Origin of the sequence: Microvirga arabica (assembly GCF_016811235.1) — a bacterium.
In the GTDB taxonomy this organism is placed as follows: Bacteria; Pseudomonadota; Alphaproteobacteria; order Rhizobiales; family Beijerinckiaceae; genus Microvirga; species Microvirga arabica.
In genome coordinates this window covers 25,156-40,102 of sequence record NZ_JAFBID010000061.1, presented here as the reverse complement: position 1 = coordinate 40,102, position 14,947 = coordinate 25,156, and the positions used below count along the sequence as shown (strand labels likewise).

Here is a 14,947-nt window from a genome sequence, read left to right as displayed (position 1 = left end):
GGCGCTGTCTGCCGCCCACTTCCAGATGTTTACCCTGTAAGCACACCCGCTCACACCCGAACACACCCACAAGCAAAAGAGCCGGCCCTCACAGGCCGGCTCTTCGCGTTAGCGGGAGGCAGAAGGCTCTCGAAGAGCAAATTGAACAATCGGGTACAGGGAGCAGACTTGAGAGCCCCGGCTCTCGCGATTTCTGCTGTTAAGACTCCGTTGACTCCGTCCCGAGCGTGGCTCGTCCACACGCTTTACACAGAACATTCAATGAACAAGAATGAACATATTGGGAACACGGAGATCAGACCATGCTTCGCTTCATCATCGAGACCGCCGCCGAAATCGCTTCGCTCGCCATGTTCGGCTCGGCCGTGGCAATCTGGGCTCTGGTTCTTTCTCCCATTGCTTGATACCGGGAATCCACAACAACCCACCGCGATTCACAGGAACATCTTCCTCAGCGCTCCGGGTTAGGCTTCCTTAGATAAGAATCGTGCCACTATGCGTGCCATTGAGTGAGTAGAGTTTCATGGCGCGCATTCTTCACGACATCGGCTTCGTTCATCTGCACGTGCATTCCTCGTATTCGCTGCTCGAGGGAGCCCTGAAGATCGCGCAACTGGCGAAACTCGCCGCCGCCGACAAGCAGCCGGCGCTGGCGCTCACCGATACCAACAACCTCTTCGGCGCCCTCGAATTCTCCGAGAAGATGGCGGGCTCCGGCATCCAGCCCATCGCCGGCGTCCAGCTCTCGGTCTGCTTCGAGGAGGCCGACCCAGTGGCCCGTGTGGTGCCGCAGCCCGCCAACATCGTGCTGCTCGCGCAGAACGAGGAGGGCTATCGCAACCTCATGCGTCTTGTGAGCCACGCCTATTTCGGCGTGCCGCTCGGCGAGGATCCACGCGTTGCCGCTCCCGTCCTGTCGGCTCACAGCCAGGGGATCATTGCCCTGACGGGTGGCTTCACGGGTCCCCTCGACAGCGCCCTGCGCAACGGTGGACGCCAGGATCTGGCTCAGGCGCGGCTCGATATCCTTAAAAGTGCCTTCGGCCATCAGCTCTATGTGGAGATCCAGCGTCACGGGCTGGAGGACGAGCGCCTGATCGAGGGCGAGCTGCTGACGCTTGCCGACCGCAATGGCCTGCCGATCGTGGCCGCCAACGAACCCTTCTTCTCCTCGTCGAAGGACTACGAAGCGCACGATGCGCTGCTCGCGATCGCGGAAGGGCAGATCGTCTCAAACCCGGATCGTCGCCGCCTCTCGCCGGAGCACCATTTCAAGACGCGCCAGCAGATGATGGAGCTGTTCGCAGACCTGCCGGATGCGTTGCAGGCGAGCGTCGAGATCGCCATGCGCTGCGCCACTCGCGTGAAAACCCGCAAGCCCATTCTCCCGAGTTTCGGCACCGGCCCTGAAGCTGCCACCCTCGACGAAGGGGAGGAGTTGCAGCGCCAGGCGGAAGAGGGCCTTGCCAAGCGCCTTGCCGCGCATGGGCCGGCCCCAGGGTTGACCGAGCAGGATTATCACGACCGCCTTGCTTTTGAGGTCGGCATCATCCGCAAGATGCAGTTCCCCGGCTACTTCCTGATCGTGGCGGACTTCATCAAATGGGCGAAGGACCACGATATTCCCGTGGGCCCGGGCCGTGGTTCCGGTGCGGGTTCGCTCGTGGCCTATGCGCTCACCATCACGGATCTCGATCCCCTGCGGTTCAGCCTGCTCTTCGAGCGCTTCCTGAATCCGGAGCGCGTATCGATGCCCGACTTCGACATCGACTTCTGCGTCGACGGGCGCGAGCGCGTCATCCAGTACGTGCAGCAGCGCTACGGCGAGGAGCAGGTCGCGCAGATCATCACCTTCGGCACATTGCTCGCCCGAGGCGTGCTGCGCGACGTCGGTCGTGTGCTCGAAATGCCCTACGGTCAGGTGGACAAGCTCACCAAGCTCGTGCCGCAGAACCCGGCCAATCCGGTGACGCTGGCACAGGCCATCGAGGGCGAGCCGAAGCTGCAGGCCGCCATCGAGGAGGAGCCTGTCGTCAAGCGCTTGCTCGAAATCGCGCAAAAGCTCGAAGGGCTGCACCGGCACGCCTCGACCCACGCGGCCGGTGTCGTGATCGGCGATAGGCCTTTGCAGGAACTGGTGCCGCTCTACCGAGACCCGAAGACCGGCATGCGCGTGACCCAGTTCAACATGAAATGGGTCGAGCAGGCGGGCCTCGTGAAGTTCGACTTTCTGGGCCTCAAGACGCTCACCGTCCTGCGCACCGCGGTCGACCTCATTCGCCGCAAGGGTATCGAAGTCGATCTATCGTCCCTGCCGCTCGACGACCGCAAGACCTACGAGATGCTCCAGCGCGGCGAGACGGTTGGCGTGTTCCAGGTGGAATCGGCGGGCATGCGCAAGGCCCTCGTCGAGATGGAGACCGACCGCTTCGAGGACATCATCGCCCTCGTGGCACTCTACCGTCCGGGCCCGATGGCGAACATTCCGGTCTATTGCGCCCGCAAGTTAGGCAAGGACGATCACAACAAGAAGGACTGGTACCCTCACGACAAGCTCGAGCCGATCCTGCGCGAGACCTTCGGCATCATCGTCTATCAGGAGCAGGTGATGGAGGTGGCCAAGGTCCTCTCCGGCTACTCGCTCGGCGACGCCGACTTGCTCCGCCGCGCCATGGGCAAGAAGATCAAGGCCGAGATGGACGCGCAACGCGAGCGCTTCGTGTCCGGTGCCAAGGAGGGCGGCCTCGATAAGGCGAAGGCCAACGAGATCTTCGATCTTCTCGCCAAGTTCGCCGACTACGGCTTCAACAAGAGCCATGCTGCGGCCTATGCGCTCGTCGCGTTCCAGACCGCTTATCTGAAGGCCAATCATCCGGTCGAGTTCCTGGCCGCGTCCATGACGCTCGATCTCGACAACACCGACAAGCTGTCGGAATTCCGACGCGAGGTGCAGCGCCTCGGCTTCAAGGTCATCCCGCCCTCCATCAACCGGTCGGGCGTGGTCTTCGATGTGCAGTACGACGCGGAAGGCCAGGGGCAGATTCTCTATGCGCTGGCCGCCGTCAAAGGTGTGGGCCGTCAGGCTGTCGAGAGCGTGGTCGAAGCGCGTGGAGACAAGCCTTTCAAGGATCTCGCCGACTTCGCCCGGCGCATCAATCCGCGCATGCTCAACAAGCGTACCCTGGAGAACCTCATCGCTGCCGGCGCCTTCGACGAGCTGGAGCCGGACCGGGCCAAGGCCTGCGCCTCCATCGACGCTATGATGAGCCTTGCCCAGCAATCCCACGAGGCCGCCAATGGCGGCATGATGGACATGTTCGGAGGTGTTGCTTCGGCCGATGTCCAGTTGCGGATCGGGCCCTACGATCCCTGGCCGGCAGCCGAAAGGCTGCAGCGGGAGTACGATGCGGTCGGCTTCTTCCTTTCGGGCCATCCGCTCGATGAATACGGCGAGCTCCTCAAGAAGCTGCGGGTGCAGACCTGGGTCGAGTTCTGCCGCTCGGTGAAGGCAGGCAATTCCGTGGGACGGGTCGCGGCCACCGTGCTCGACCGGCAGGAGCGCCGAACCAAGACCGGCAACAAGATGGGCATTCTCATGCTCTCCGATCAGACCGGGCAGTTCGAAGCCATCATCTTCTCCGAAGGCCTGATGCGGTTCCGCGAGGTGCTGGAGCCCGGCGCCGCCGTCGTCCTGATGCTGCAGGCCGGCATGGAAGGCGAGGAGGTGAGGGCGCGAATCGGCATTGCCGAGCCGCTGGAGGAGGCTCTCGCCAAGCACCAGAAGGGCATGCGGATCTTCCTGAGGGACGAGCGTCCGATACCCAGTGTGCAGGAGCGCCTGAAGGCGAGGGGCGAGGGCGAGGTGTCCCTGGTCCTGATCCTGGATGAGGGCGACCGGGAGGTTGAGGTCAAGCTTCCGGGAAAATACATGGCCTCGCCCCAGATCGCCGGCGCCCTCCGCGCTGTGCCGGGGGTGGTCGAAGTGCAGATGAATTGAGGCAGCGCGGGAACCCTCTCCCGTACAGGGGAAAGGGGCGGCAGCGTCTAAGTTCCTACTTTGTTCTTGACTTTTCCCGCAAGCTCGGCTATATTGTTGTGTAGACCTGCCTCTGTTGAGGGGGCGCGCTCGCGAGGCGTCGCAGTGTGGAGGCAGGCACGGTCCTGTGCGTGAGGTGACGCAGCCTCATTCGATAGGAGGCCCAGGCTGCGGGCCGGTGGTCGGAATCGGTCTCAGGCCCCCGTCGAGGAGACGGACCCCGCCTGAGGCGGTCACCGGGCCGGCACCGCTTGTCCGCCTAAAGAAGCCGTGCGCGAAGAGGCACCCTGGCTCTTCCATTCTCACCACCACACATCGAGCCGGGCTGCCCAACGCGCCACCCTCGATCCTACCCACAGGCTCGCAGCCCACCGGCTGCGGGCCACACGGTGCTGGCTGTTTGACAGAGACCGTCATCCCGGACGGCGAAGCCGATCCGGGATCGCAAGACGAATAATGCACTGTCATCCCGGGGCGGCTTCAGCCGAGCCCGGGATCCAGAAGCCGACGGTGCCGGACAAGGCGCGACGCTGATCGCCCTTCCTGATGCGCCGGCGGTTCTGGCTCCCCGCCGGCGCGGGGAGGACACCGGAGAGGAGACGGCACCATGCTTCGATAGGAGAACGTCCTGCTTGCATTCCCTCCACTTTCCGCCTATATGCGCCCGCATCCCACACGCGGAATCCCCTCATGAATCATGAGGAACCCCCGGTGGCCGGAAGGGTCCGGTCCACTGTTCCGCGGAGGCTTAACCGGAGAATAGATTATGGCGCTTCCCGACTTCTCGATGCGCAGCCTGCTTGAGGCTGGCGCGCACTTTGGCCACCAGGCCCACCGCTGGAACCCGAAGATGGGTCAGTTCATCTTCGGCACCCGCAACAACATCCACATCATCGACCTCGCCCAGACGGTTCCGATGCTGCACCGCGCCCTCCAGGCCGTCAGCGACACGGTTGCCAAGGGCGGTCGAGTGCTCTTCGTTGGCACCAAGCGTCAGGCGTCCGATGCGGTTGCCGATGCAGCCAAGCGCTCGGCTCAGTACTACGTGAACTCCCGCTGGCTCGGCGGCATGCTGACCAACTGGAAGACGATCTCCGGTTCGATCTCGCGCTTGCGCAAGGTCGACGAGATCCTCGCCGGCGGCGGCCAGGGCCTCACGAAGAAAGAGCGCCTCATGCTCGCCCGCGAGAAGGAGAAGCTCGAGCGCGCTCTCGGCGGCATCAAGGACATGGGCGGCACGCCCGACCTGATCTTCGTCATCGACACCAACAAGGAGCAGCTGGCGATCCAGGAGGCCAAGCGCCTCGGCATCCCGGTGGCGGCCATCGTCGACACGAACTGCGATCCGGACGGCATCACCTTCCCGGTCCCGGCCAATGACGACGCCGGCCGTGCGATCTCGCTCTATTGCGACCTGGTTGCCCGCGCTGCCCTCGACGGCATCTCCCGCGGCGCCGGCGACATGGGTATCGACATCGGTGCGTCCGAGAACCCGATGGCTGAAGAGCTTCCGGCTAACGACACCGCTGCTATCCCGGCCTATGAGGGCGAGCAGTTCGAGCGTCTGGCGGCTCCCCGCGGCGCTCCGGACGACCTGACCAAGCTCAACGGCGTTGGCCCGCAGCTCGAGAAGAAGCTCAACGAAGCCGGCATCTTCCACTACTGGCAGCTCGCTGCCATGCAGGCGGCCGATGTCGCCCAGCTCGACAAGGACCTGAAGCTGAACGGCCGCCTCGAGCGCGATGGCTGGATCAACCAGGCCCGCTCGATGATCGAAGCCGCTGCTGCGTAAGCCTTACGGCGCCGCACCCTGCAGCGCCGCTTGAACGAATGACCGAGCCCGGCGTTCCACGAGCGCCGGGCTCCCTCTATGCGTAAACCTTTGAAAGGAACAGCCATGGCGAACATTACCGCTGCGATGGTGAAAGAGCTGCGCGAGACGACCAGCGCCGGCATGATGGACTGCAAGGCCGCTCTCGCCGAGACCAACGGCGACATGGAGGCCGCGATCGACTGGCTCCGCAAGAAGGGCCTGTCGAAGGCTGCCAAGAAGGCCGGCCGCGTGGCCGCCGAAGGCCTCGTGGCCGTCGAGTCGTCGGGCCACACCGCCACGATCGTCGAGGTGAACTCCGAGACGGACTTCGTCGCCCGCAACGACCAGTTCCAGGCTTTCGTTCGCGAAGCCGCCAAGATCGGCCTCATGGGCAATGGCACCATTGAGTCGCTCGAGGCCGCCCACTTCCCGGGTTCGCAGACCACCGTGAAGGACCGTCTGCAGGAGCTGATCGCCACCATCGGCGAGAACATGACCCTGCGTCGCGTCGCAAAGCTCGAAGTCTCGAAGGGCGTGATCGCCACCTATGTCCACAACGCCGTCACCGAAGGCCTCGGCAAGATCGGCGTGCTCGTGGCGCTCGAATCCGAGGGTGACGTGACCGTTCTCGGCAACCTCGGCCGTCAGATCGCCATGCACGTGGCCGCCACCAGCCCGGTGGCTCTGGATGCCTCCGGCGTCGATCAGGCGACCATCGAGCGCGAGAGCGCCATTCTGCGCGACAAGAACGCCGGCAAGCCCGACAATGTCATGCAGAAGATCATCGAGAGCGGCCTGAAGAGCTACTTCAAGGAAGTCACTCTCCTGGAGCAGCCCTTCGTGCACGATCCGTCCAAGACCATCACCCAGGTGCTCAAGGAAGCCGAATCCAAGGTCGGCAAGCCGGTCACCCTGAAAGCCTTCGTCCGCTATGCCCTCGGCGAGGGCATCGAGAAGGAGGAGGCTCCGGACTTCGCGGCGGAAGTCGCCGCCCAGGCCGGTCTCAAGGCCTAAGTCGAACCTCAAAGCATCATACCCAAAAATGGACACCACTTTTGGGATAGACTTGATGCTCTGTCTCTTAAGCAGCGCATCGTGTGGACCGGAAAACCGGGTCCACTTTTCCGCATGATGCGGTAGAACGGCGGCTCTCGGGCCGCCGTTTTCATGAGATGGTTCGAAAAGAAAGGTCTGATGATGGCAACGTTCCGACGCATCCTGGTGAAGCTCTCAGGCGAGGCCCTCATGGCCCCTGACGGCTACTGGCTCGATCCCCAGACTCTGACCTCTCTTGCGGAGGACCTCGCTCAGGCCACCCGTGCCGGCTTCGAGATCGCCGTCGTGATCGGCGGCGGCAACATCATTCGCGGCGCCCGCATGAGCGCCGCCGGCTGGATCGACCGGCCCACGGCCGATTCCATGGGTATGCTCGGCACGGTCATGAACTCGCTGGCCATCGAGACGGCCCTGAATGCCGCCGGCGTTCCGGCCCGCACCATGTCGGCGGTGTCCATGCCGACCATCTGCGAGACCTATGCCCGCCAGCCCGCCCTGCATCATCTCGACAAGGGCCAGGTGGTGGTTCTGGCCGGCGGCACCGGCAACCCGTTCTTCACCACCGATACCGCCGCTGTCCTACGCGCCGCCGAGCTGCGCTGCGATGCGGTGCTCAAGGCCACGCAGGTGGACGGCGTCTATTCGGCCGACCCGAAGAAGGACCCGAGCGCCGTCCGATTCGAGCGCCTGACCCATGACGAGGCCATCGCAAGAGACCTGAAGGTGATGGATACGGCGGCCTTCGCCCTGGCTCGCGAGAGCAGGCTGTCGATCATCGTGGGCTCGGTGCATGCGCCCAGCTCCGTGACGGCTCTTCTCCAGGGGAAAGTGCCTTCCACGGTCGTTGCCCCTTGATCCAGGGGTCTTGATGCTGGACCCTTGGGAGCGTAAGCCCGTTTAGACAGTTCGCGTAAGGGACAAAACCAATGGCTACGACCTTTGATATCGCCGATGTGAAGCGCCGCATGCAGGGCGCCATCAACGCATTCAAGAACGACCTGGGCAGCCTCAGGACGGGCCGCGCCTCCCCGAATCTGCTCGATCCGATCCAGATCGATGCCTATGGCGCCATGATGCCGATTTCGCAGGTGGCCACCGTCAATGTGCCGGAGCCCCGTCTGCTTAGCGTCCAGGTCTGGGACCGCGGCATGGTGGCTGCTGTGGAGAAGGCGATCCGCGAGTCCGATCTCGGCCTCAACCCTCAGACGGAAGGCCAAGTCATCCGCCTGCGCATCCCCGAGATGAACGAGCAGCGCCGCAAGGAGATGGTGAAGGTCGCTCACAAATACGCCGAAGAGGCCAAGATCGCCGTTCGCCACGTGCGCCGCGATGGTCTCGACCTTCTCAAGAAGCTTGAGAAGGACAGCGCGATCAGCGAGGATGACGGCAAGCGCCATGCCGACCAGGTGCAGAAGGCGACCGATCAGTTTGTGGCCGAGGTCGACACCATTCTGGTCGCCAAGGAAAAGGAAATCATGCACGTCTGATCGTCAGGCGTGCATCGGAACAGGACATCATGAGCGGCGAAGCCAAACGGGTGGATCCAGGCTTTGCCTGCAGGGAAGCAGGCGAGGGGATGCCGGCCCACGTTGCCATCATCATGGATGGGAATGGCCGCTGGGCTGCACAACGGAGCCTGCCCCGCTTCGAGGGGCACCGGCGCGGCGTCGAGGCGATCCGCAGGGCCGTGCGCACAGCCGGAGTCTTGGGGATTCGGTACCTCACCGTCTACAGCTTCTCCGCCGAGAACTGGCGGCGGCCGGCTGAAGAGGTATCGGACCTCATGGGGCTCCTCAAGCGCTTCGTCAGGCACGATCTGGCCGAGCTCCACGCCAACAACATCCAGGTCCGGATTATCGGCGAGCGGGAAGGGCTGGCCTCCGATATCCGCCTCCTCCTGGATGAAGCCGAGCAGCTCACCCGTTCCAATACGGGTCTCACCCTGGTGATCGCCTTCAACTATGGCGGGCGACAGGAGATCGTGAGCGCCATGCGGGCGCTGGCCCGGCGTGTGAAGGAAGGCAGCCTCGATCCAGCCGGCATCGATATGGATGCGGTTGAAGCGGCTCTGGACACCCATGGCATACCTGATCCGGATCTGGTCATCAGGACGTCCGGCGAGCAGCGGGTCTCGAATTTCCTGACGTGGCAGACGGCCTATTCCGAGTTCGTGTTCCTGCCGTGCTACTGGCCCGATTTCGACGAGGCGGCGTTCAAGTCCGCCATCGATGAGTATTGCAGGCGCGACCGCCGGTTTGGCGGATTGAGCGCCCGGGCTGTCTGACGATGGTCGCGGACGAAGGCTCATTGCCGCCCAGCCCCAAGCCGGTCCCATCCAAGGAACTGACAACGAGGGTTCTGTCGGCCCTCGTCATGGTGGCCGCGGCGCTTCTCACGGCCTATTGGGGCGGCTGGCCCTTTGCCCTGTTCTGGCTGGCGGCCGGAATCGCCATCGTGGTGGAATGGACCGACATGACAGGGATCGAGCCCCGGCGGCTTGTCCAGGCCGTTCTCGGCATCGGTCTTGCTGCTTTGACGCTCCTCTTCCTGCTCGATGCCGGGTTGTGGCTTTTCGGGGTTGTCGGCCTTGGCTCCCTGGCAGCCGCCGCCTTTGCGGTATCCGGTGCTCAGAAGCGCCTGTGGGCCGTTTCCAGCTTCATCTACGCGGCCCCGATCGTTCTCATCCCGCCCATCGTGCGCGCTCATCCCGATCTCGGGATCCTCGGTCTCCTCTGGATGTTCGCCGTGGTGTGGGCGACCGATATCGCGGCCTACTTCACAGGTCGCACCTTCGGAGGTCCGAAGCTCTGCCCGCCCATCAGCCCCAAGAAAACCTGGTCGGGCTTCATCGGCGGGGTCGTTGCCGCGACATTGTGCGGGCTCCTGGTGGCCTGGCTCGGCCGGCGCTATGACACCGGCCTTCCTTTGACTTTCACCGGCATTGCCGTTCTCTCCATCGTGTCATCGATTGCGAGCCAGGTCGGCGATCTGGGCGAGTCGGCTCTCAAGCGCTATTGCCAGGTCAAGGATTCGAGCCACCTGATTCCGGGCCATGGCGGTGTCATGGATCGGCTCGATGGCTTTTGGGCCGTCTGTCTCATCGTCGCCCTCGTTCTGCTGACCCTTGGCTCCACCGTATAGGCCCTGATGACCCGTTCCCTCACGATCCTTGGCGCAACCGGCTCGATCGGCCGTTCGACGGCGGATGTCGTGCTGGCACACCGCGACGCGTTCAAGGTTGAGGCCGTCGTCGGCGGCCGCGATGCCGTGGCGTTGGCGGAGGTCGCCCGTCGGCTTGGCGCAAAATTCGCGGCGCTTGCCGACGAGCGCGGAGGTACGGCCCTGCGGGAGGCGCTCTCCGGGTCGGGAATCGGGAGCGGCGCGGGGCAGTCCGCGGTGCTTGAGGCCGCCGGGCGCGAGGCGGACATCGTCCTGGCCGCCATCAGCGGAACGGCAGGCCTTGCTCCGACCCATGCCGCCCTTAAACCGGGGAGGCGGATTGCCGTGGCCAACAAGGAAAGCCTTGTCTGCGCCGGCGCTGCTTTCATGGCCGATGCTCGCCGCCTCAACGTCGAGATCATGCCGGTCGATTCCGAGCATAACGCCCTGGACCAGGCCCTTGCGGCCGGTCGGAACGGGGATGTGGAAAAGGCGATCATCACGGCAACAGGTGGCCCGTTCCGCACCACGCCGAAAGAGCAGATCGCAAAGGCCAGCGCCAAGGAGGCTTCGGCTCATCCGGTCTGGTCCATGGGATCGAAGATCAACATCGATTCCGCCACCCTGATGAACAAGGGCCTCGAGCTGATCGAGGCTCATCATCTGTTCGGCCTCGGCGCAGAGCGCCTCGATGTCCTGGTCCATCCGGAGGCCATCGTTCACGGCTTGGTTCAATGGACCGACGGCGCCGTGACCGCGGGACTGGCCTTGCCGGACATGAAGGTTCCCATCGCCAACGCCCTCCGGGGTGACAGGCGCCTGACGATGGAGCTGCCCCGTCTCGATCTTGCCGCGATTGGCCGTTTAAGCTTCGAGCGGCCCGATGAGGACCGCTTCCCGTGCCTGTCCTTGGCAAAGGCGGCGCTCAGGGCCGGAGGGGCGATGCCCACGATCCTGAATGCCGCCAACGAGATCGCCGTCGGGGCCTATATGGCAGGTGCAATCGGATTCTATGATATTTCCGAGATCGTTGAGAGGGTTTGCTCGACTTTCTCCGGAAGACAGATTCTAACGCCGTCAACCGTCGCCGAGGCCCTGGCTATCGACCAGGAGGCCCGAGAGACGGCGCGCAGGCTCATTCCAGCCCCTGTCGAAGCCGTTCAGGCTCGATAGGGCGCGAAAGGGACACAGATGGACTTTCTCTCGATGATCGGCGGTGCAACAGGCTCCCTGTTCCTGACCCTGATCGCTTTCCTCGTGGTGCTCACGGTAGTCGTTTTCGTCCATGAGTTCGGCCACTTCTGGGTCGGCCGGCTGTGCGGCGTCGGCGTGACTGCCTTCTCCGTCGGATTCGGGCCTGAACTGATTGGCTGGACGGACAAGAAGGGTACGCGGTGGAAGATCTCCGCCATCCCTCTCGGGGGGTATGTGAAGTTCGTTGGCGATCTCAATGCCGCCAGCGTTCCGGATCAGGATCAGCTCGATCGGATGCCGGTCGACCAGCGTGCCATCAGCTTCCCCCACCAGAATGTCGCCAAGCGGGCTGCCATCGTGGCGGCGGGGCCGATCGCCAACTTCATCCTGGCGATCGCGATCTTTGCGGGCTTCAACTACTTCAATGGACGGGCCGTCCTGGAGCCTCGGATCGAGGCGGTTCAGCCGGGCAGCGCGGCCGAGAAAGCCGGTTTCCAGCCCAAGGACCTGATTCTGACCGTCGACGGCAGGAGCATTCAGACCTTTGCCGACATGCAGCTCCTCGTGAGCTCCAGCGCTGGCGAGCCCCTCGCATTCACGGTGGAGCGCAACGGCGAAACGGTTGCCCTGACGGCGACGCCTAATTTCGTCGAGCGCACAAGCCCCTTCGGCAAGCAGCGGATCGGCCTGCTTGGCGTTGAGGCCTCCCGTGACCCCTCGGCGATCAAGCGGCTGACCTATTCCCCCTGGGGGGCCTTGAAGGCCGCCGTGGTGGAGACATGGAATCTGGTCGAGCGCACGCTCAACTTCATACGCCGTCTGGTGATGGGCGTGGAATCGGCCGATCAGCTCTCGGGACCCATCGGAATCGCCCGGGCCTCAGGAACTGCCTTCGACATCGGCGGGGTCTACAGCCTTGTCAGCCTGATCGGCTTCATGTCGGTTTCCATCGGTCTTATTAACCTTTTTCCCATTCCGCTGCTGGATGGCGGCCACCTTCTGTTCTATGCCATTGAGGCCGTGCGTGGCCGTCCTCTGAGCGAAAAAGCCCAGGAAATCGGCTTCAGAATCGGGTTTGCCCTGGTGGCGATGCTCATGTTGTTCGCCACTTGGAATGATCTTGTTCACCTTGGCACAAGTTTTATGAACCCGGGATCGTGACAAGGACGCCACGCAGGATAAAAATCGCTACTCTGTTGTGGACGCGCCGTTTGCAATAGCGGCGAAAGTTTGTACAAGCGGTCCACATGGATAAGGTTGGGGGCACGCGTCTCCAGCCTGCGGGGACACCTCCGCTTGGGATAAAAGATAAAGAACGGGCCAGTTGATGATGTCGACGACCACGCCTCGCCGGAAGAAGCCGGCCACCACCGCCGTTATCGCGATCAGCGCGCTGATGGCCGGAATTACTGCCGCGGAGAGCGCCTTCGCGCAGCAGGTGGCTCCAAGGAATCGCCGTGCTTCGGCCGCGCAGGGCCCCATCGTCAACCGCGTGGTGGTCGAAGGGAACAAGAAGATCGAGAGCGCGGCCTTCCAGGATCAGTTCCAGGCTCGTGCCCGCGCTCCCTACAACCAGGCCGCCGTGGATGCCGACGTCGGGCGGATCCTTGAAATCTACCGCCAGTCGGGCCGGGGGCTTGCCCAGGTCACCCCTCGCGTGGTCGATCTCCCCAACGGCACGGTGGACGTGGTCTACACGGTGGTCGAGGGTGACAAGACCGGCGTCAAGGAAATCCGGTTCGTCGGCAACAACCAGGTCTCGTCGAGCCGCCTGCGCGGCGTGATGCAGACCACCGAGACGAATCTCCTGAGCTTCTTCAAGAGCACCGACGTCTATGATCCTGATCGCATCGCGAACGATCTGGAACTGATCCGTCGCTATTACCTGAAGAACGGCTATGCCGACTTCCGCATCGTTTCCAACGATGTCACGTTCGACCCCAATGGCGGCGGCTACGTCATCACCATCGCGGTTGAGGAAGGCGAGCAGTACCGGGTCGGCAGCGTGAGCGTCGATCCCCGGCTTCCCGGAGTGGATCCCGAGGCCATTCGCCGGGGTGTCTCGACTTCGGAGGGCTCCGTCTACAATGCGGAAGCCGTCGAGAAGTCGGTTCAGAACCTCACCGCCAATGTGGCTCGCCAGGGCAACCCCTTCGCGCTGGTGCGCCCTGTCGGCGCCCGCGATCCTTCGACCCGTACGATCAGCCTCACCTATGTGGTCGAGGAAGCTCCGCGGATCTACATCGAGCGGATCAACGTGCGCGGCAACAGCCGTACCCGCGACTATGTGATCCGTCGCGAGTTCGAGCTCGGCGAGGGCGACGCCTACAACCAGGTGCTCGTCGACCGTGCCGAGCGCCGCCTGAACAACCTCGGCTACTTCAAGCGGGTCCGCATCTCCAACGAGCCGGGCTCGTCGGCTGACCGCGTCGTCGTGAATGTGGATGTGGAAGATCAGTCCACCGGCGCATTCTCGATCTCGGGCGGCTACTCGACGGCTGACGGGTTCATCGGCGAAGTCTCCGTGACCGAGACCAACTTCCTGGGCCGCGGCCAGTTCGTGCGTCTCGCAGGCCAGCTCGGCCAGCGCGCCCATGGTGTCGATTTCTCCTTCACCGAGCCCTATTTCCTGGGCTACCGGATGTCGGCTGGTATCGACCTGTTCTCGAAGTTCAGCGACCAGACCCGGTTCTCCCGCTACGAAAACCGCATGACCGGCGGTACGCTGCGCCTGGGCCTTCCATTTACGGAAGAGTTCACGATCACGGCTCGGTACTCGCTCTACCAGCAGGAAATCACGATCCCGAACGAGGAGGATCGGCCGTATAATGACTGCTCGTTCCCGATCCCCGGGATCACGGATGTCAATGGTGATGGCGTCATCACCCGCGCCGAGTGCGAAGGAAACGGCGAGGCGTCTCTCGCCATCAAGAATGCGCAGGGTGAGACAATCACCTCCCTGGCAGGTCTGACCTTCAACTACAACACCCTCGACAGCACCCGGAATCCACGCAACGGCTTCTATGCCGAGGTCAAGACGGACTTCGCCGGGCTTGGTGGTGACTCTCGCTACTTCCGGGTGACCGGTGACGCTCGCTACTACCACGAGCTCTTCGAGGACGTGGTCGGTATCGCCCGCGTTCAGGGCGGCCACATCATGGGCCTTGGCGACAATGGCGATGCGGGCGGCGATCTGCGTATCATCGACCACTTCTTCATGGGTCCGTCCCTTGTGCGCGGCTTCGCTTCCAACGGCATCGGCCCGCGCGATATTTCGACGGCAGACGCCAGAGCGAATGCCCTTGGCGGAACCACCTATTTCGGCGGCTCGCTCGAAGTGCAGTTCCCGATCCCGGTCCTGCCGCGTGAACTGGGCCTGAGGGGCGCCGTGTTCGCCGACGCCGGCACGCTCTACGGCTATGACGGCCCGACGGTGTTCGATGGTGTCGATGGCGGGAGAATCGATGTCCTCGACAGTAGCAAGCTGCGGTCGTCGGTCGGTGCCTCGATCCTGTGGACTTCGCCGCTCGGCCCGATCCGCTTCGACTATGCGTATGCGCTCTCCAAGGAAGAGGGTGTCTTGGACGCCAATGGAAATCGCATCGGCGGCGACCGCACCCAGGCCTTCCGGTTCACGGGCGGCACACGCTTCTAATCGGGGAGGGCGCCGAAAGGCGCCCTCACTTATT

The 14,947-nt window shown here is 63.5% G+C and carries 10 protein-coding genes; all 10 read left to right on the top strand.

Going from position 1 to position 14,947, the window contains the following annotated elements; genetic code table 11:
• Positions 1-523 precede the first annotated feature (523 nt).
• The 10 genes from dnaE to bamA all read left to right on the top strand — a co-directional run bounded on the left by dnaE (position 524) and on the right by bamA (position 14,913).
• Positions 524-3,997, top strand: coding sequence for a DNA polymerase III subunit alpha (dnaE, locus tag JQC81_RS23580; RefSeq protein ID WP_203274246.1), 3,474 nt, complete (start codon positions 524-526; stop codon positions 3,995-3,997).
• Between the two features lie 805 nt (positions 3,998-4,802).
• Positions 4,803-5,828 carry a 30S ribosomal protein S2 gene (locus JQC81_RS23575; RefSeq protein WP_203274245.1) on the top strand — a complete coding sequence of 342 codons (1,026 nt, stop codon included), beginning with the start codon at positions 4,803-4,805 and terminating at the stop codon, positions 5,826-5,828.
• A 105-nt stretch (positions 5,829-5,933) separates the two neighbouring features.
• Positions 5,934-6,863 (top strand): translation elongation factor Ts, encoded by a 930-nt coding sequence (gene tsf / locus JQC81_RS23570; RefSeq protein ID WP_203274244.1) that lies wholly within the window; start codon positions 5,934-5,936, stop codon positions 6,861-6,863.
• Between the two features lie 183 nt (positions 6,864-7,046).
• The gene (pyrH, locus tag JQC81_RS23565) at positions 7,047-7,760 is read left to right on the top strand and encodes a UMP kinase (RefSeq protein WP_376772441.1); all 714 of its coding nucleotides are present in this window, start codon (positions 7,047-7,049) and stop codon (positions 7,758-7,760) included.
• Positions 7,761-7,831: 71 nt separating this feature from the next.
• Entirely contained in the window at positions 7,832-8,392 is a 561-nt protein-coding gene (gene frr, locus JQC81_RS23560; protein ID WP_203274242.1) for a ribosome recycling factor, read from the top strand.
• An 89-nt stretch (positions 8,393-8,481) separates the two neighbouring features.
• Positions 8,482-9,189 carry an isoprenyl transferase gene (locus JQC81_RS23555; RefSeq protein WP_246520621.1) on the top strand — a complete coding sequence of 236 codons (708 nt, stop codon included), beginning with the start codon at positions 8,482-8,484 and terminating at the stop codon, positions 9,187-9,189.
• A gap of 2 nt (positions 9,190-9,191) precedes the next feature.
• Entirely contained in the window at positions 9,192-10,046 is an 855-nt protein-coding gene (locus JQC81_RS23550; RefSeq protein WP_210347255.1) for a phosphatidate cytidylyltransferase, read from the top strand.
• A gap of 6 nt (positions 10,047-10,052) precedes the next feature.
• Positions 10,053-11,237: a 1-deoxy-D-xylulose-5-phosphate reductoisomerase gene (gene dxr / locus JQC81_RS23545; RefSeq protein ID WP_203274239.1), complete on the top strand. Its 1,185-nt coding sequence runs from the start codon at positions 10,053-10,055 to the stop codon at positions 11,235-11,237.
• Positions 11,238-11,255: 18 nt separating this feature from the next.
• On the top strand, positions 11,256-12,419 hold the full coding sequence (gene rseP / locus JQC81_RS23540) for an RIP metalloprotease RseP (RefSeq protein ID WP_203274238.1): 1,164 nt from the start codon (positions 11,256-11,258) through the stop codon (positions 12,417-12,419).
• Positions 12,420-12,585: 166 nt separating this feature from the next.
• The gene (gene bamA / locus JQC81_RS23535; protein WP_203274237.1) at positions 12,586-14,913 is read left to right on the top strand and encodes an outer membrane protein assembly factor BamA; all 2,328 of its coding nucleotides are present in this window, start codon (positions 12,586-12,588) and stop codon (positions 14,911-14,913) included.
• The last annotated feature ends 34 nt before the right edge of the window (positions 14,914-14,947 follow it).

Bases quoted from the DNA above. Each gene is read 5' to 3' on its own strand.
- JQC81_RS23575 (WP_203274245.1), top strand. From the start codon at position 4,803: ATGGCGCTTCCCGACTTCTCGATGCGCAGCCTGCTTGAGGCTGGCGCG.
- JQC81_RS23555 (WP_246520621.1), top strand. From the start codon at position 8,482: ATGCCGGCCCACGTTGCCATCATCATGGATGGGAATGGCCGCTGGGCT.
- bamA (WP_203274237.1), top strand. From the start codon at position 12,586: ATGATGTCGACGACCACGCCTCGCCGGAAGAAGCCGGCCACCACCGCC.
- dnaE (WP_203274246.1), top strand. From the start codon at position 524: ATGGCGCGCATTCTTCACGACATCGGCTTCGTTCATCTGCACGTGCAT.
- rseP (WP_203274238.1), top strand. From the start codon at position 11,256: ATGGACTTTCTCTCGATGATCGGCGGTGCAACAGGCTCCCTGTTCCTG.
- JQC81_RS23550 (WP_210347255.1), top strand. From the start codon at position 9,192: ATGGTCGCGGACGAAGGCTCATTGCCGCCCAGCCCCAAGCCGGTCCCA.
- dxr (WP_203274239.1), top strand. From the start codon at position 10,053: ATGACCCGTTCCCTCACGATCCTTGGCGCAACCGGCTCGATCGGCCGT.
- pyrH (WP_376772441.1), top strand. From the start codon at position 7,047: ATGGCAACGTTCCGACGCATCCTGGTGAAGCTCTCAGGCGAGGCCCTC.
- tsf (WP_203274244.1), top strand. From the start codon at position 5,934: ATGGCGAACATTACCGCTGCGATGGTGAAAGAGCTGCGCGAGACGACC.
- frr (WP_203274242.1), top strand. From the start codon at position 7,832: ATGGCTACGACCTTTGATATCGCCGATGTGAAGCGCCGCATGCAGGGC.